The sequence below is a fragment of the Alcaligenes sp. MMA genome (assembly GCF_020907215.1).
Lineage (GTDB): Bacteria > Pseudomonadota > Gammaproteobacteria > Burkholderiales > Burkholderiaceae_B > Alcaligenes > Alcaligenes aquatilis.
Genome location: NZ_JAJJPP010000001.1, coordinates 1,094,256 through 1,110,759 on the forward strand (window position 1 = coordinate 1,094,256; position 16,504 = coordinate 1,110,759).

The following is a 16,504-nucleotide window of genomic DNA, read 5'->3' on the forward strand; positions in this document are numbered from 1 at the left end:
AAGCCGGGACCTGAGAGTACAATTGGCGGCTTTATTCCATTCTTAAAGCGACCCACCCATGATCCGTAGCATGACCGCGTTTGGCAGTGCCAAGGCCGAGTCCGAAGCAGGCACCCTCAATATCGAGATGCGCAGCGTTAATAACCGCTTTCTGGACCTGAATCTGCGTCTGCCCGAAGAGCTGCGCTTTGCGGAGAATCTGCTGCGCGAGCTGGCTGCAAAGGGCGTGCAGCGCGGCAAGCTGGAATTGCGGGTCAACTTTGCCCGTAGTGGCACGGATCAGCAACGAAACCTGGACATGGAAGCAGTCGAGCGCACGGCGCAGATGCTGCAAGTAGCACGTGTTGCCATTCCGGACCTGCCTGCGCCCGAGTTGCATACCTTGTTGAGCAATCAAAGCGGCAATAATTCGGGCATGGACCCGCAAGTCTGGCTACCCATGGTCAGTGAGGCGTTTGAGGCTGCCTTGCTGGATTTTCAGGCCACCCGAGAACGTGAAGGCCAGCGTCTGGCACAAGCCATGCTGGCTATTCATCAAGACATAAGCGCCATTGTGGACGAGGTCGAACAGCACCTGCCCGCAATCCTGACAGAGCAAAAGAACAAGATTGCTACTCGCCTGCATGACGCCTTGCTGCAAGCCAGCCCAGACGGCTTTGCCCTGATTTCGGGCCAAGAGCTGTCTGCCCGCGTTGCCCAGGAAGCGGCTGTCTTCTCTCTGCGTATTGATGTGGCCGAGGAAATCGCCCGCCTGCGTTCGCATTTGACCGAGCTGGAGCTGATTCTGAACGGCGATACCAGTGTGGCGTCCAACAAGAAAAGTACCCGCCAAGGCAGCACCGGTAAGCGTTTGGACTTCTTGTTCCAGGAGATGAACCGTGAGGCCAATACCTTGGGCTCCAAGGCTGGCAGCATGGATGTGACACGTGCCTCTATCGACCTGAAGCTGTGTATTGAGCAACTGCGCGAACAAACCCAAAACATCGAGTAAAACCAAGTCAGCCTCTTTTTTTTCCCTTCCCACAGTTTTTTTTTTGCAGGTGCTGTCTGCTTAAACCGCATTAACCCCCAAGGTTTATGCGGTTTTTTTCAGAAAACCGTCTGGTTCAGATCTGGCGGTTTTTTTGTGGGCCTTTCCGGATGAGCGCCAAACTCCCGGTAGCATTTTTTTAAAAGTGGTCTGGTTGAATGAGTAAAAAACATCAACACTTTATAAGTCGCCTTAATATATAAAAATAAAACAGCGATTTTTAAAATAAAAAAATAAAACAAAAATAAGAAATGATTTTTATAAATAATGAATTCACTTTTAAAAATTTAAAAACAAGTCATTAAGTTTAAATAAATACATGCTTAATTATCTGCCTGCTAATTAGTTGGCTTGCACGTTTTGTCCTGGGGTATGGCAAATAAAGTCATGACAAACGTCATCTCTTTGACAACTGTGTTTCTGGTTTTAAAACAGCCGTTTTCTCTGTCCCTGACCTTGATGCCTTGCTTGGCCTGCTGTATTTTTTTCGCCTTTTTTCACCTTTGGCCTTCCCGTACAATAGCCAGCGTTGCGCTGCACTTAGGCGGCTTATTAAAGGACAGGAAACACATGAATTTCATTTTTCGTGGAAATGAAATATTGGTCAGCAGCCAGGAAGGGCAAGCCTTAATTCCCGCCAAACCCGCTCTGGATTTAGCTCCGGCGCAATGGCATGCTCTTTTTCCGGGCGAGGATTGTCAGGATTTTGCCTGCCACGTCGCCGTCCAGACCCCGGCTCCAGATGGCTTTATCTTTCGTCCCTTGCGCGGCGTGCTCTCGCAGTTGGGCGATCAAGCCAGTCTGGTGAACCGGGCTTTTCAAGTCTCAGAATGGGCACGTAGTCATCGTTACTGTGGGGTGTGCGGCTCCGCCATGGAACGCGTCAAGCATGAGCTGTGTTTTCGCTGCACTTCCTGTGGCTTCTCGGCCTACCCCCGAATCTCCCCGGCCATGATGGTGCTGATCCGCGACAAGGACCGTATCTTGTTGGCCTGCCACTCTACGTATGCCACGGCGCGTTACACCGCCTTGGCCGGTTTCGTGGAAGCTGGTGAGAATCTGGAAGAAGCCATTCACCGCGAGGTGATGGAGGAGGTGGGACTGCGCGTGGACCGTATCCAGTATTTCGGCAGTCAGTCCTGGCCTTTTCCACATTCTTTGATGGTGGCTTATACCGCCGAATATGCGGGCGGTGATTTGCGTATCCAGGCTGACGAGATCAATGACGCGCGCTGGTTTGGCCCGGGTGATGCCTTGCCGGATCTGCCCCATACCGATTCCATTGCGGGTCGTTTGATTCGGGCCAATCTACCGGGCCAGGCCCAGCGTTAACCCTTGCCTCAGGTCGCCAGATGCGCGGCGACATGGCGCAGCATGCGGCCAAAGTCTTCGCGCTCATCAGGACTGAGCACGGACAGGGCGTTATCAATCATTGCCTTGGCGGCGGGCCAGACTTGCGCATAGCGTTCGCGGCCCGTTTCGCTCAGGTACACACGCATATAGCGACTGTCGTTTTCGTCTGCGCGACGCTGCACCAATTCACGCTCTTGCATTTGATCAATCACCCGGCTCAAGACCGGTTGATGCACGACAATGGCCTTGGCAATTTCACCGATGCTGCGCCCGTCTTCATCCCACAGATATTGCAAGACCCGAAAATGCACATAAGTCATATTGTGCTCACGCAAGGTGGTCGATCTTAGCGTTTGGTCCAACTTGTAGATAATGCTTGCCATCTGGAAGGCCAGATTGGTTTCTACACAGCTATCAGGGATGGAAACGGAAGTTTTGCTCATGGTGCCTTGGAGGAGTCAGTCCTGCGCTTGACGCCCCATGAAACCGGAGCGACAAGCGGACCGTCAGTATACTAGCAGCGCTCTGCTTGGACAGTGCCCGTCGGCGTATGACTGGCAGCGCGGAAAATCTGCGCGTAGCTCCAGGGATTGGCCATGGCAGAACGCACAACTTGCGTACGCACGGCATCGGGCAAGGCACTGATCTCGCCATATAAACAGGACCACTTCTGGCAGTGCTCAACAATCTCGCGCTCATTGTTCTCCCAGGCCTCCAAGGCGTTGGGTATATCGCGCACATCCTGGACCTTTTCCAGGAAGGTGGCCAGAGCCAGACCATTTTGCATGGCCATGCCCCCGCCCTGCCCCAGATTCGGAGGTTGAGCATGAGCGGCGTCACCTAAAATCGCCGTACGACCGCTGGACCAGGTTTTGCAGCGTGTCACACTGTAACGACCCCAACTGACTGGGCCATCGGCACGCGCAATCAGGTGTGCCCAATGCGGGAACAAAGCGGACCAGTATTCCTTGTCGATCTGGGTATTGCTGGCGCGCACATCGTCGTGTGGACAAGTCAGGGCCAGATAGGTTTGGGTTTCACTGACTGGCGTAATCAACAAACGATGCAGGCCGTTCCAGTTCTCGATGTATTTTTGAGCATCTTGCTCTTGGGTGTCGTCCGGCCTGCGCTCGATCATGGTGCGTAAGGCCCCTTCGCGAGTTTGCTCGTGTACCAGCTCCAGCCCCAGAGCCTGGCGGATACGTGACCAGATGCCATCGGCGCCTACCACCAGATCAGCACGCAAGCGCTCGCCCGAGGCCAATTGAACTTCCCCGCGTGCGTTAGCGGCGATGACTTCTACATTCGTGCGAACCTTCACGCCGGCGCGCTTGCCTGCTTGCTCCAAGGATTTCAGCAGTTGCGAGCGCATGACGGTAATCAGCCGACGGTCGGCCGGTGTGGGGCCGCAATCGATGACTTCGTTATTCAGGTCACGCTGTTCAAAATGGCTACCGTAAAAAGCACCTTCAATGGCTTGCTCGTAGGCCCCTAAGGCCTTCAAAACGCGCAGGCCATTTTCCCAGATATAAATACCGGAGCCATTGGCGCGCAATTCAGACTGGCGCTCCAGCACGGTGACATCCCAGCCACGCTGAGCCAAAGCGGCAGCGGTTGCCAAGCCACCCAGGCCACCGCCTGCGACCAAGGCACTTCGTTTTTTATCGGACATGCTGGTTTCCTTAAACTTGCGCCCACAAAGGCAAAGAGTGATGGCGATCCAGAGCGCGCTCGCCTGCCTGCGTCACATACCACTCGCTGAGCAGACCGTCCGGATCACGCAAGAAGAAAGCGCGCTTCCAGGGCAGGTTCACATCGTAAACGGGGATGATGTTCTGGGCTTTCAGGCGCTCCAGCGTTTGTTCCAGATCCTGAACGCTGGCCAGCTCGAAACTACCATGAGAGAAGGAAGCTTGTTTGTCACGTACCAGAATCAGGCTGTAATCATAATTGGCCAGGCCGGCACGTAAATAGACGACTCGATCGTTTTCATAGACCACGTCCAGACCAGCGACGTCGGTATAGAAGTGGCGCATGGCGTCCAACTGAGCGGTACGCAGCACGGCGTGGGTGACACGACGGGGTTGTACCGGGGCGTCAGGCACTGTTTCCAGAACCGGGTCAGCATCGTAGCGGCCTTCGGAAAACGGCTCCTGCCCTTCGGGATCCCAGCGGCTGGTCAGCAATTCCATGGGGCCACCTAGCACGCTGCGCCAGTCTTTAATGGTGTCGCAGTAGAACTCGTTGTAGTTGCCATCGGGGTCAAACATATAGACGCTATGAGCGACCTGGTGGTCCACCGTCATGTCAATGTCGCACCCCTGTTCTTTTGCACGCCTCCAGCCAGCCACCAGTTCAGCCTCGTTCTCCAATTCCCAGGCCAGGTGATTCAGGCCGGGATTCAGGCCGATCGTGCCGGGCAGTTGCAGCAGACCGTCACGGCCATAGCGATTCACGCCTTTGGTCGTTTCCATCATGCCCAGGTCATGGGGAGTGTGGCCGGTGCCCAAAAAGGTGGCCACCAGATCAGGTTCGGTAAATTCCACTTTCAGGCCACAGACCTGGCTGTAAAAATCTTCACCGCGTTGCAGCTCATCAACCCACAGGTTGACGTGGCCCAGACGGCGGGGCTCAAAGCACGCGGTTAGGGTGGAGTGGGAAGTTGCTTGTGTCATAGTCTCTCCTCCTGGGTATGACGATTCATGGTCTGCAACACGGCCAGCGTCAATGCGCTGTCGCTCTGCTCCAGATCCATCAAGACGTTGAAATGATTACGGTTTGGCACGGACATGCTCTGCACCAGGCAGCCCGCCAGCTCGCATTGCCGGGCGTAGTGACGGCTTTGTTCGTGCATGACGGCCGGTTCCAGTGCGCCCCAGGCCACGAGCACGGGGGTTCCTTGCGCTGGTGGGTGCAAAGCCGGGCTATAGCGTTGGGCTTGTTCGTCGTCCAACTGCAGCCAGTCATTCACGGCGGTCTGCAAGATGGGATGCAAATCCATCACGCCGCTGAGGATGCTGGCGCTGTGGATCAGGCGCTGTTCGCGTTGGGCATCGGCCGCCAGCAACATGCCGCTTAAGTGCCCTCCTGCCGAGCTGCCACTAATATGAATACGCTGTGGGTCGCCATTGAATTGCCTGGCATGCGCGTGAACCCACTGCAAAGCGCGTTCGCATTGCGCCACGATCTGCGGCAGGCGGTAAGCGGGAGCCAGGCCGTAGTCCAGGCAAATCACTGTGGCACCGGCTGCATGCAGGCTTTGCGCCATCATGCCCGAGTCGTCCTTGGACAACATGCGCCAGTAGCCACCATGAATGAACAAATAAACCGGGGCACCGGCGTGGCAGGCTGCATAGACATCCAGCTTTTCTGCCGGGTCATCGCCATAGGCGTGTGTGCTGAAACAAGTGCTCAAGGCAGCGCGGGCCCGTTCACTGGCGTGCTGGTAGGCGGCCATTTCAGCGTCAAAATCAGCCACCGAGGCCTGGAGCCGGTATTGCGCCAGGTCTGCCGGATCAAAAATAAGTTTGTTCATTTCTTTAGTCCGGCTGTGCTGACGGCAAGCGGTTCAATAGGAGGAAACCGATAAAAACCAGCACTTCTACCGCCAGGAAACTGCCAAAGGCCCAGACGTAGGAGCCGGTCAGACTCAGCAGCAGGCCCAGCAAGGACGGCGCGACAAAGGTGGCAAACACACCGCCCATCTCGGCATAGCCAGCGGCACTAGGGCCCAGGTTCACGCCATAACGTTCACCCACGTAGCTGAAAATAGCGCCACCATGAAAGACCCCTACGCCACAAAGAATGGCCACGATCAGCAAGCCGCTGTAGGGCAATGCTTGCCAGGCAACCAGAACACAGGCGCTGGCCGCCAGAATGGTGAGCCACATGCCCACACGCATCACGCCAACACGGGTGAAGCGGTCGCTGACGTAACCGCCCAAAATCAGGAAAAAGACCTGGGACAAACCCATGATGGTGCCGAACAAGGGGGCTTGTTCGGGGGCCATTTTCTGCACATCAATCAAGGCAGGAATCAGCCAGGTCGCCGTTGCGGCAACCGAGAACAAGGCACCAAAAATGGCCAGAATGCCCACCCAGATCCAGGGGCGTGCGGCAATGGAGCGCAATACACCGGCGTCGGTTTTGATCTTGTCGTGAGGATCCTGATAAGGGCCGGCGCGTACCACCAATTGTGTGATCAAGCAGGCGCTTAATGTCAGCCCGCCCAGGACCAGAAAGAAAGCACGCCAGCCATGCGCCATGGCGTAAGGCAGACCCAAGGCAAAATCCAGGGTAATGGCCAGCGAATAGGCGGCCAGAATAATGCCCAGTACCAGACCCTGGCGGCGTGGCGCAAACCATTGCATGACGATTTTCATGGACCCGACCCAGACGGCGGAGTCAAAAAAGCCCACCACCAGACGCAGCAGAAAGAGCTGCGTGAAATCCTGCGCCTGGGTCTGCAGCAGCATGAGCAAGCCGCTGCCACCCAAGCCAATCAGGTACAAACGGGCCGAGCTCATGGAACGACCACGTGGTGCCCAGAACAACATGCCCAGCGCGAACGAAACACCGAAAGCGCCCTGCACCAAGCCAGCTTGTGCGGGGCTGAGTGACAGGTCTGCCGACACAATTTTGATAACGGCTGCAAAGCCATAAAAGTCGGCTGCCAGGCACATCTCACCCAGCACAGCCATTAACAGCATGAGCAAGGCCACTGCGCCGCGTGGCTTGGCCTTGTCGAGCGGATTTCCGATAACCCCCTGTTCCACCATGTCATCCTCTCCTTTTGGATAAATGTTCAAGCTGAGTGTTTGTCAGACACACTCTTCAGTTGCTTTAAACATGAAGGATTATGGTGATTCGACTTAATCTATGTCAATACATATGTATTAGCATATACCCTATAGTGAGGTGCCTTACGAAGGGCATGTCAGGGTTTTTCTCAAGTCCTATTCAGGGGTAAAGCCAGGCAAATAGCGGCCAGAACGGCACAAATAAGGGTCACATCAGCCAGATCCCCCCACCAGGCTGACAAGGCCAAGCCCAGACCCAGCAGCAAGCTGTACATCAGGCCAAAGACCGCACCTGCCATACCCGCTACCGAGCGATAGTGCTGCAAGGCGCCGGACAAAAGGTTAGGAATCGCCACCGCATAGGCCAGCGCAAGCAGCATGGCAGGGAGCAGAAAAATCAGGTGTTTGCCTGCAAATTCCAGACCAGTAGCCGATACCGCCAACAGCGCAATGCCCCGCCAAATCAGCCTACGGGACGACTGCCCCGCAGCCAGCCAGCGGCGGTTTAAAAATGCCCCCATGAACGTGCCCCCAGCCAGCAAGACACCGGCAATCATCATGAGTTGCTTGTCCGAACCCAAGCCTTGCAGCAAGAAAGGAGCCCACTGATAAAACGCAAAAATCGTGGTGTTGAACAAAGCTACCAGCAAGGCGGACTGCCAGATTGCGGGATCTTGCAGCAGGCGAATCAGAACGTGCAACAAGCTGCTGTGCGGGTTTTGAACGGGGCGGGTTTCAGGCAGGTACAACAGACAAGCAGCCAACAGAAGTAAGGCCAGAACCAATAAGCCGATAAAAACCGGCATCACTTGAGCACCCGAGGACAAAGCCACACCCAGGGCTAAACCCAGCAAAGGACTCAGCGCCAGAGCAGCTCCGATGGTGCCGAAAATCTTGGCCAGTTCTTCGGCTTGATAACGATCACGCAGTATGGTTTGCACGCCAATGGAGCCGACCGCCGCACCAAATGCGCTCATCATGCGAGCCAGCAAGAGCACTATGAAGTTCGGGCTGAACAGGGCGAGCAGACAACCCAGGCCATACACCGTCAAACCCGCCAAAACAGCCGGTCTGCGCCCAGCCCGGTCGCACAGCCAGCCCCAGAACAGCACACCGAGCGCAAAGGCAATAAAGTAGACGGACAAGGTTTGGCCCGCTTCACTGGCCGATACCGCGTAGGTATGAGCGATAAGGGGTAAAGCGGGGCTATAGGCGGTCTCGACCACCTGCGGAAACATGATCAAGACGATCATTAATAGAAGAAAACGAGTCATGCCCATTCACACATCAATTTGAAAAGAATGAGCGTAGCGCTGGTCAATTTTTTCTATTACATCTATTCTGATCAAAAACCCATAAAATCAGACAATCATGCCTTGCCTACACGCGAATGACCCATTCCCCGACCTGAGAGGCCGCCATGCGCTGGGGATTGCAGCCCGTTTGGCACAACATGATTCCGGCCTGCATCAGCATCCCTGGGGCCAGATTCTGTACACGCACAGCGGCTGCATTACTGTCACCCTGGATCAGCAATTGTGTTTGCTGCCGCCCAAGCGCTTGATCTGGATTCCTGCCCTTTTGCCCCATCAGGCGCAAATGAGTGAGCAGGTGGATTACCGGTCGGTGTACCTGGATCCGACTCATTACCCTGATTTGCCTTCGCAGGTCCAACTGTTGGCGGCAAACGATTTGCTGATTGCCGCACTGGACCGTATCGCCCAAGCCGATCTGGATGAGAACTGGGATCAGCCACCGGGCCGCCATGTGATGCTGGTCTTGCTGGATGAATTGCAACGGGCACCCAATCAGGCCTTGTTTCTGCCCTTGCCGAAAGACAGCCGCTTACAGCAAATCCGCTTGAATACCTTGCCCCCCGCGCTGAACGAAGTAGCTCGCTATTTGGGTGCCAGCGAGAAAACCATCAGCCGCCTTTTCAAACGCGATACCGGCTTGAATTATCAGCAATGGCGACAACAATGGCGTCTACTTAAAGCGATTGAGCAGCTTTCCACGGGTGGCCGTGTCACTCAGTTGGCCTCGGATCTGGGCTTTGCCAGCGACAGCGCGTTTATTGCGTTTTTCAAGGAACAGACGGGCCTGACTCCTGGTCATTTCAGCCGTCAAAAACGCTATTTCGATTAGGCAATAGTGGACGAATGCACTAAGGGCTCCTAACTACTATAGGTGTCAATTAATCAGCCCGATTACTGCCTATACCAGTGCTATGATCAGTTGCTATTACGACTACAAAAAGACAGGAGACTATATGAAGAATCCATTCTGCCTAAGCCTGTTGGCAGCGACGTGTTTAATGGCTGGTACGGCGGCGCACGCCAGTAATCCCATGATGGATACTGCCATGAGCAAGGCCGATGCCTTGGAACAGCAGGTTATTGAGTGGCGTCGTCATATTCACCAAAATCCTGAGCTGTCTTATCAAGAGCACAACACGGCGGCCTATATCAAGGCGGCCTTGGAAACGATGCCCGGTTATCAGATCCAGACTGGCATTGCACAAACTGGCGTCAAGGCGGTATTGAAAGGTGGAAAACCGGGTCCGGTCGTGGCCCTGCGAGCCGATATGGACGCCCTGCCCGTACAGGAACGTAATGATCTACCCTTCAAGTCCGTCGCCAAAAGCACCTGGCAAGGCAAGGAAGTGTCGGTCTCGCACGCTTGCGGCCACGACACCCACGTTGCCATGCTGCTAGGGGCGGCCAAGGTGTTTTCGGATATGCGCGACGAACTGCCCGGCACGATTGTGCTGCTATTCCAACCGGCGGAAGAACAAGGCCCGGGCAAACCGTTAAGTGGGGCTAACGCCATGATGGCCGAAGGCGTGCTGGACCAGCCTAAAGTGGATGTGGTGATGGGCCAGCATATCGGCCCCTCCTACCCCGCAGGCAGTATCGGCTACCGCCAAGGCAGCCTGATGGCCAGTGGTGATGTGTTCTCCATCTCTTTGGCAGGTAAAGGCGGCCATGGCTCCTCGCCCTGGAATGCTGCCTCGCCCGTTGTTGCGGCCGCTGAAACTGTTGTGGCTTTGAATAACATCATTGCCCAGCGCACCAATCCCCAGGACGGCACCACTGTCGTAACGGTAGGCTCGCTGCACAGCGGTAACCGCCCCAATGTGCTGCCGGAAAGCGCCGACATCAGTGGCACCGTGCGTTCCCTGTCCAAGCACAACCAGGCAACTGCGCATGAGCTGATTCAGCGCTACGCACAAAATATTGCTGCGAACCACGATTTGAAGGCCACTGTGCGTATCGACACAGGCTATGAAGTCCTGGTCAGCGATCCTAAAGCCACCCAAACCGTGATTCCCGCTCTGGATCTGGCCACTGACGGGATAGGAGCCAAGGAAGTGGCTCCTGGCATGGGCTCCGAGGACTTCGGTGCGTTTGGCAAGAATGTGCCCGTGGTTTTCTGGCGTCTGAACGCTTCGCCGCATTCCGACAAAATGGGCGCACCGAATCATTCGCCTGAATTCATGATTGATGAAAAGGCGTTGCGCATCGGCACGCGTGCGTTAGTGGCCAGCTCCTTGACTTATATGATGGAGAACAAAAAGCCCTAACCTCTTGGTGATTTCAGTTAGAAAGCCAAAAAAAAAACCGCGCCACTTAGGGCGCGGTTTTCAATTTAACAAGCTGATTTAGCGAACTTCCAGCTTTTTGGCCCCTGCTCCGCCCTTTTTCTTGGGCAGAATCAGTTCCAAAATGCCGTTTTCGCATTTGGCACTGGCCTGGGATTCGTCAATGTCCTGCGCCAGGCTAAAGCGACGGGTTTGCACTCCGTAGTAGCGTTCGCTGCGCAAGAGCGTATCACCGTCCTTTTCTTCCTGTTCACGCCGGCTTTCAACACGGATAGTGACGACATTGCCTTCAACACTGACATGCACATCTTCTTTTTTGATGCCAGGCACTTCTGCACTGACTTGATAGGCTTGTTCGTTTTCGTTCACATCCAGACGAATGCTGGGTGGCGTATTGCCAGCCAAAGAGCCCACGACTGGCACGCGCCGGAAAATATCCTCAAAATCCCGCCATGTCTCTGTACCGGTCAGATCCCCAAACGGATTAAAACGTGTCAAATTGTTTGCCATGCTTGATCTCCATTTTTCCTTTGCTGAGCCCTACTGCAATGGAAGGCGTGGGCTCGATCGCCTACCTAAAGAAAGATGAGGCTAGTCGCTTATATTTCAAGGGCTTGGATAAAAAAAACCACCTTGCTCCCTAGAGAGACAAGGTGGCTAAAGGTACGATCTTATGTTCTTTTAGCAACGGATCCCATTGCTCAGGTGCTGCTTAAACCCGGTTTTGTATGCAGTACCGGGGGCTGTTCGGGTGCAGGGTGTTCATCGGCAATAATGGGAACTTCCTTGCCATTCTTGTCTATGATCTTGCCGTTTTCAACGTAATCACCTTCATTAAGGTTGGCCACGTCCGAGACCCGCAGGTAGCGGCCCCCACCAGCAGCAAAAACAGAAGGTTGATCGGAATTGCCCAAGGTGAAGTGGTTGAACAAAAGATTCAGCACAATCGCAACCAGGGCAGCCGAACTGATGCCAGAGTGGAAAATCGTCGCAAACCAGACCGGGAAGTGCTCGTAGAACTTGGGAGCCACAATAGGAATCATGCCGGCACCGATAGCCGTGGCCACGATGATCAGGTTCATATTGTTTTCATAATTGACCTTGGCCAGCGTACGAATACCGCTGGCCGCGACGGTGCCAAACAGGACCATGCCCGCGCCACCCAGTACGGCTGGGGGAACAGCGGCAACCAGGCGGCCCATGATGGGCAGTAGACCCAACGCGATCAGAATCAAACCACCAAAAGCCACGACGTAGCGGCTTTTCACGCCCGTTACCGCCACCAAGCCGACGTTCTGGGCAAAGGCGCTTTGTGTGAAGGAGCCGAAAATCGGTGCGATCAGGCTGGAGAGCATATCGGCACGCAGACCATCGCCCAGACGACGCGCATCAACTTTGGTCTCGATAATGTCACCTACGGCAAGAATGTCTGCCGATGTTTCCACCAGCGTCACGATGATCACAATGAACATGGAGATAATCGCGGCAGTCTGAAAAGTGGGCATGCCAAAGTGAAACAGACTGGGCAAGGCAAAGACCTCGCCTTGGCTGACGGCAGAGAAATCCGCATGGCCCATGGCAAGCGCAATAACAGTACCGATGATGATGGCCAGCAAAATGGACAGGCGGGAGATCGTGGCGCTGCCCAGCTTGCTGAGCAGGAGCACGATCAGCAAGGTCATGGCGGCCAGGGAGATATTGCCGACGCTGCCAAAGTCCGGAGCTGACGGGTTGCCACCCATGGCCCAGAATGCGGCCACCGGCATCAGGGTCAGGCCAATCGTTGTAATCACGCAGCCGGTCACCAAGGGCGGGAAGAACCGGATCACCCGTGAAAAGACCGGCGTAATCAGCAGCCCTATCAAGGACGCCACAATGACCGCGCCAAATACGGCCGGCAAGCCGCCTCCCGTGCCCAAAATAGCAATCATGGTGGCGACGCCGGAAAACGACACCCCTTGAACCAGCGGCAGACGGCAGCCAAAAAATGGCACGCCCAGTGTTTGCAGCAAGGTGGCCAGACCACCCATGAACAAGCAGGCGGTAATCAGCAAGCCGGTTTCATTGGCAGGTAAACCCGCTGCTTCACCAATAATCAGCGGCACGGCGATAATGCCGCCGTACATGGTCAATACGTGTTGAAAGCCATAGGCCAGATTCGCGCCCAGGCCCAGATTCTCGTCTTCGGGGCGAGCTGTATCCGCTGCCCTTTTAGCTGTTGTCATGAATGTCTCCGAATAAGAAATAGGCAGAGCTCTGTCGGCCCTGTCACTACAAAACTCAAGCTATCGCTGCGGTATCCAGTACCTTGTCGCGCAAACGACGAGCAGCGGCTTGATGGCGTTGCATCAGGTCTTGCACATCAATGCCGCAGACTTGGCCGTCAATCACGCGCCACTGTCCGGCGACCATCACACGGTCGGCCCGGTCTGCGCCGCAGAGCAGCAAGGCAGCCAAGGGGTTTTCTGCGCCGGAAAAGCGCAATTCATCCAGGGTGAACAAAGCCAGGTCGGCCTGCTGTCCGACGTTCAGGCCACCAATGTCCTCGCGCCCCAAGCAACGGGCCGAGCCTTGAGTAGCCCAACGAATAACCGCTTGATGAGTGATCTGGCCCGGCTCATAGCGCAGGCGGCCCAGCAAGAGTGCCTGTCGCATCTCTTGAGCTAGATTGGAGTGGTCGTTGGAAGCCGAGCCGTCCACGGCCAGACCGACGGGGGCACCGGCCGCTTCCAGCTCGATGGTGCGGCACAGGCCGCTGCCCAGCACCATATTGGACGAGGGGCAATGGGCAATCCCCGTGCCAGCCCGGCCCAGGCGCTGGATTTCTTCGTCGTTGAAGTGAATGCCGTGCGCCAGCCAGGTGCGATTGCTTAGCCAGCCTTGCTGATCCAGATAGTCCAGGGGACGCATGCCAAAGAGGCGCTCGCAGTAGGCGGTTTCGTCCTCAGTTTCAGCCAGGTGCGTGTGCAGGCGTACGTCTTCGCGTTCTGCCAGCTTGGCGCTTTCGCTCATCAACTCACGACTGACAGAAAACGGTGAACACGGGGCCAGAGCCAGCGTAATCATCGCGCCATCTGCGCGCTGGTGATAGTGGCGAATCAGGCGCAGGCTGTCGTCCAGAATGGTTTGCTCGTCCTGAACGACGTTTTGTGGGGGCAAGCCCCCCTGATCACGGCCCACGCTCATGGAACCGCGAGTCAAGGCGGCGCGTACGCCTAGGCGCTGGGCGGTTTCTGCCTGACAATCAATGGCATGTTGCAAGGCGCCCGAAAACACATAGTGGTGATCGGCCACCGTCGTACAACCGGACTGCAGCAGTTCCACCATGGCCAGTTCGCTGGCCACCTGCATTTGCTCGTCATCCAGACCGGCCCATACGTCATACAGCGTGGTCAGCCAGGGGAACAAGGGCTTGTTCAGCGCTGGGGTATAGGCCCGTGTCAGGGTTTGGTAAAAGTGATGATGGGTATTGACCAAACCGGGCAACAAAACGTGCCGGGAAGCATCCCAGCTTTGATCGTAAGCCTGTTTGGGTTGCTGACCGGCGGCCACTTTTTCGATAATGCGACTGTCTTGCACCAGTACGCCGCCGGCAGCTTGCGTATCTGAACAGGCCAGTGGATTGCGAATCCACAGGATGGGGGTACGGCGAGTCATGAGTGTGTCTCCTGCGTTCTATTTGTTTTTTATTGTTGTCAGTTCGACTTGCCGACTTATATATCCAACGTGATAAGGGTTATAGGGAGCCGATCGATAGCAATGCTTATGTGCACCGCCAGCCTTGGGTCTGCTTATGCCATCGAGAAACTCTTATGCCTTGTATATGGATCGCCATATAGCGATGCCCGCTGTTTTTACGGCATGCCGCGACATAAAAAACTTGTTCAATATCAGGATTTATCCTCTGGACAAACGCCTCGTAGTGTTGTCCTTTAATCACTTAATGCCTAAACCATTGGTCTGCTTAAGATTTATTTATCGGCAAAAAAAAGCATATAAAACAGTCATCTTCCTGCACTTTGACCCGCTCTGTTCAGTCATGTTAATTGTGTCGCCAAGCGCATTAAAAGCGCCGTTGTGCGAACCCGCACACATTATTCGGAGAACACATGCAGCATATAAAAATCAAACCCGGCGCACCCTTGGCCGAACAAGCTGAAATCGGGCACAACCGATGGCACCCCGATATTCCAGACCTGACCAGCGTCAAACCTGGGGAGGAGATGATTCTGGAATGTATGGACTTTCTGGATGCTCAGATTCAAAACACGGACAGCGCCAACGACGTACGTGATGTGGATCTGACCCGTGCCCACCCATTGACCGGCCCTATCCACGTTGAAGGTGCCGAACCTGGCGATATCCTGGTGGTGGACCTGCTGGATATTCGTTGCATTACCCCCGTGGGTTTCTCGGGCATTTTCGCCAAGGAAAATGGCGGCGGCTTTTTGGCCGAGCATTTCCCCGAAGCCGACAAGGCCATCTGGGACCTGCATGGCGTTTACGCCACCTCCCGTCACATTCCTGGCGTGCGCATTGCGGCCATGATGCACCCCGGCCTGATCGGCACCCTGCCCTCGCACGAGCTGCTGCGAGAGTGGAATCGCCGTGAAGCCCTGCTGGTGCCCAAGGGCCATGCCAATCCACCCGATGCCAAAACCGCCGTATTGCGCGGCGTGAAAGGCGCCGAGTTTGACCGCATGGCAGCCGAAGCAGCTCGTACCGTGCCTCCGCGTGAGCACGGCGGCAATCTGGACATCAAGAATCTGACCATTGGCTCGCGGATTTACTTCCCCGTCTATGTGAAGGGCGCTGGCCTGTCCATGGGCGACCTGCACTTCTCCCAGGGCGATGGCGAGATCTCCTTCTGTGGCGCCATTGAGATGGACGGCGCGGCCCATCTTGGCTTTGATCTGATCAAAGGCGGCATGGCCCAATACAACCTGACTGCGCCTATTTACGTCCCTGGCCGCCACGATCCCAAGTACGATCAGTGGATGCACTTTACCGGCATCAGCGTGGAAGAAGGCGTCAACTACTATCTTGATTCCACGGTTGCGTACCGTCAGGCTTGTCTGGCAGCCATTGACTACATCAGCCGCACCACCGACCTGTCGCGCGCGCAGGCGTACATGCTGCTGACAGCGGCTCCGGTTGAAGGCCGTTACGGCGGCGTGGTGGATCTGCCCAACAGTTCCGCTTCCCTGGCATTGCCTACCGGTATTTTTGATACCGATATCCTGCCTAAAGGTGCCTTGAATGACGCGGCCCGTTTTGGCCGTCCAGGCACACGCTGTAACTTGACCTGATCGGTCTCTGGCCCTGGCTTCTTATCGAAGTCAGGGCTTGCTTTACTCGGATTCGCCATGCCTTTGTACGACTATCTTTGCAATCACTGCCTGCAGCGCAGCAGCCATTTGCGCAGTATTGCCACCCGTAATGATCCTCAAACCTGCCCTGCTTGCGAAAAAGGCAGCCTCTTGCTGCAATTGAGCGCACCACGACGCTTGTTCAGCAAGGCCAGCCCCACGCGTGGCCTGACGCCCCAGCAAGCCCTGGCAGGCAATAATGTAACCGGGCCCGGTACCCGATCCAGCACCCGAAATTCAGTCATCCACACTTGTATGGGCCCTGGCTGCAGCGTTTGTGCCTAAATACAATCAGCCCCGTTGCTACGCAAGCTGTCAGCCTTGACAGGCCGCTGCTGTGACGGTGACGGGG

The 16,504-nt window shown here is 55.6% G+C and carries 15 protein-coding genes; 6 read left to right on the forward strand and 9 right to left on the reverse strand.

Annotated features, from left to right (window positions below):
* The first annotated feature begins 58 nt into the window (after positions 1-58).
* Positions 59-991: a YicC/YloC family endoribonuclease gene (locus LNA76_RS04915; protein ID WP_230018204.1), complete on the forward strand. Its 933-nt coding sequence runs from the start codon at positions 59-61 to the stop codon at positions 989-991.
* A gap of 609 nt (positions 992-1,600) precedes the next feature.
* On the forward strand, positions 1,601-2,362 hold the full coding sequence (gene nudC / locus LNA76_RS04920) for an NAD(+) diphosphatase (protein WP_094196674.1): 762 nt from the start codon (positions 1,601-1,603) through the stop codon (positions 2,360-2,362).
* Between the two features lie 8 nt (positions 2,363-2,370).
* Here nudC and LNA76_RS04925 read toward each other — a convergent pair whose 3' ends face one another.
* The 6 genes from LNA76_RS04925 to LNA76_RS04950 form a co-directional block, all read right to left on the reverse strand.
* On the reverse strand, positions 2,371-2,826 hold the full coding sequence (locus LNA76_RS04925; RefSeq protein WP_094196673.1) for a MarR family winged helix-turn-helix transcriptional regulator: 456 nt from the start codon (positions 2,824-2,826) through the stop codon (positions 2,371-2,373).
* Between the two features lie 71 nt (positions 2,827-2,897).
* A complete protein-coding gene (locus tag LNA76_RS04930; protein WP_230018205.1) occupies positions 2,898-4,055 on the reverse strand; it encodes an FAD-dependent monooxygenase in 1,158 nt (385 codons plus the stop codon).
* A 10-nt stretch (positions 4,056-4,065) separates the two neighbouring features.
* Positions 4,066-5,058, reverse strand: a complete 993-nt coding sequence (locus LNA76_RS04935; protein WP_094196671.1) for a VOC family protein — start codon at positions 5,056-5,058, stop codon at positions 4,066-4,068.
* Positions 5,055-5,918: an alpha/beta hydrolase gene (locus LNA76_RS04940; RefSeq protein WP_230018206.1), complete on the reverse strand. Its 864-nt coding sequence runs from the start codon at positions 5,916-5,918 to the stop codon at positions 5,055-5,057. The genes LNA76_RS04935 and LNA76_RS04940 overlap by 4 nt, the downstream gene beginning before the upstream one ends.
* Positions 5,919-5,922: 4 nt before the next feature.
* Positions 5,923-7,161, reverse strand: a complete 1,239-nt coding sequence (locus LNA76_RS04945; RefSeq protein ID WP_230018207.1) for an MFS transporter — start codon at positions 7,159-7,161, stop codon at positions 5,923-5,925.
* Between the two features lie 170 nt (positions 7,162-7,331).
* Entirely contained in the window at positions 7,332-8,456 is a 1,125-nt protein-coding gene (locus tag LNA76_RS04950; protein WP_230018208.1) for an MFS transporter, read from the reverse strand.
* A 97-nt stretch (positions 8,457-8,553) separates the two neighbouring features.
* On the opposite strand from LNA76_RS04950, the gene LNA76_RS04955 reads away from it, so the two are divergent.
* Both LNA76_RS04955 and LNA76_RS04960 read left to right on the forward strand, forming a co-directional pair.
* Positions 8,554-9,327 (forward strand): AraC family transcriptional regulator, encoded by a 774-nt coding sequence (locus LNA76_RS04955; protein WP_230018209.1) that lies wholly within the window; start codon positions 8,554-8,556, stop codon positions 9,325-9,327.
* A gap of 124 nt (positions 9,328-9,451) precedes the next feature.
* Positions 9,452-10,765, forward strand: a complete 1,314-nt coding sequence (locus tag LNA76_RS04960) for a M20 metallopeptidase family protein (protein WP_230018211.1) — start codon at positions 9,452-9,454, stop codon at positions 10,763-10,765.
* A 78-nt stretch (positions 10,766-10,843) separates the two neighbouring features.
* On the opposite strand, the gene LNA76_RS04965 is transcribed toward LNA76_RS04960, so the two are convergent.
* From LNA76_RS04965 to LNA76_RS04975, 3 genes are all read right to left on the reverse strand, one after another.
* A complete protein-coding gene (locus LNA76_RS04965; RefSeq protein ID WP_108727472.1) occupies positions 10,844-11,293 on the reverse strand; it encodes an Hsp20/alpha crystallin family protein in 450 nt (149 codons plus the stop codon).
* Positions 11,294-11,484: 191 nt separating this feature from the next.
* A complete protein-coding gene (locus LNA76_RS04970) occupies positions 11,485-13,008 on the reverse strand; it encodes a nucleobase:cation symporter-2 family protein (protein WP_230018213.1) in 1,524 nt (507 codons plus the stop codon).
* Between the two features lie 55 nt (positions 13,009-13,063).
* Positions 13,064-14,440: an 8-oxoguanine deaminase gene (locus tag LNA76_RS04975; RefSeq protein WP_230018214.1), complete on the reverse strand. Its 1,377-nt coding sequence runs from the start codon at positions 14,438-14,440 to the stop codon at positions 13,064-13,066.
* 452 nt (positions 14,441-14,892) lie between these two features.
* Here LNA76_RS04975 and fmdA point away from each other — a divergent pair, with 452 nt between their 5' ends.
* Positions 14,893-16,092 (forward strand): formamidase, encoded by a 1,200-nt coding sequence (fmdA, locus tag LNA76_RS04980; protein ID WP_094196662.1) that lies wholly within the window; start codon positions 14,893-14,895, stop codon positions 16,090-16,092.
* A 57-nt stretch (positions 16,093-16,149) separates the two neighbouring features.
* Positions 16,150-16,437, forward strand: coding sequence for an FmdB family zinc ribbon protein (locus tag LNA76_RS04985; protein ID WP_009453884.1), 288 nt, complete (start codon positions 16,150-16,152; stop codon positions 16,435-16,437).
* Positions 16,438-16,504 lie beyond the last annotated feature (67 nt).

What these genes read in the sequence shown, in the direction of transcription:
- LNA76_RS04940 (WP_230018206.1), bottom strand. Translation starts at nt 5,918, where the DNA reads ATGAACAAACTTATTTTTGATCCGGCAGACCTGGCGCAATACCGGCTC.
- LNA76_RS04960 (WP_230018211.1), top strand. Translation starts at nt 9,452, where the DNA reads ATGAAGAATCCATTCTGCCTAAGCCTGTTGGCAGCGACGTGTTTAATG.
- LNA76_RS04915 (WP_230018204.1), top strand. Translation starts at nt 59, where the DNA reads ATGATCCGTAGCATGACCGCGTTTGGCAGTGCCAAGGCCGAGTCCGAA.
- LNA76_RS04970 (WP_230018213.1), bottom strand. Translation starts at nt 13,008, where the DNA reads ATGACAACAGCTAAAAGGGCAGCGGATACAGCTCGCCCCGAAGACGAG.
- fmdA (WP_094196662.1), top strand. Translation starts at nt 14,893, where the DNA reads ATGCAGCATATAAAAATCAAACCCGGCGCACCCTTGGCCGAACAAGCT.
- LNA76_RS04935 (WP_094196671.1), bottom strand. Translation starts at nt 5,058, where the DNA reads ATGACACAAGCAACTTCCCACTCCACCCTAACCGCGTGCTTTGAGCCC.
- LNA76_RS04955 (WP_230018209.1), top strand. Translation starts at nt 8,554, where the DNA reads ATGCCTTGCCTACACGCGAATGACCCATTCCCCGACCTGAGAGGCCGC.
- LNA76_RS04950 (WP_230018208.1), bottom strand. Translation starts at nt 8,456, where the DNA reads ATGACTCGTTTTCTTCTATTAATGATCGTCTTGATCATGTTTCCGCAG.
- LNA76_RS04965 (WP_108727472.1), bottom strand. Translation starts at nt 11,293, where the DNA reads ATGGCAAACAATTTGACACGTTTTAATCCGTTTGGGGATCTGACCGGT.
- LNA76_RS04975 (WP_230018214.1), bottom strand. Translation starts at nt 14,440, where the DNA reads ATGACTCGCCGTACCCCCATCCTGTGGATTCGCAATCCACTGGCCTGT.
- LNA76_RS04930 (WP_230018205.1), bottom strand. Translation starts at nt 4,055, where the DNA reads ATGTCCGATAAAAAACGAAGTGCCTTGGTCGCAGGCGGTGGCCTGGGT.
- LNA76_RS04985 (WP_009453884.1), top strand. Translation starts at nt 16,150, where the DNA reads ATGCCTTTGTACGACTATCTTTGCAATCACTGCCTGCAGCGCAGCAGC.
- LNA76_RS04925 (WP_094196673.1), bottom strand. Translation starts at nt 2,826, where the DNA reads ATGAGCAAAACTTCCGTTTCCATCCCTGATAGCTGTGTAGAAACCAAT.
- nudC (WP_094196674.1), top strand. Translation starts at nt 1,601, where the DNA reads ATGAATTTCATTTTTCGTGGAAATGAAATATTGGTCAGCAGCCAGGAA.
- LNA76_RS04945 (WP_230018207.1), bottom strand. Translation starts at nt 7,161, where the DNA reads ATGGTGGAACAGGGGGTTATCGGAAATCCGCTCGACAAGGCCAAGCCA.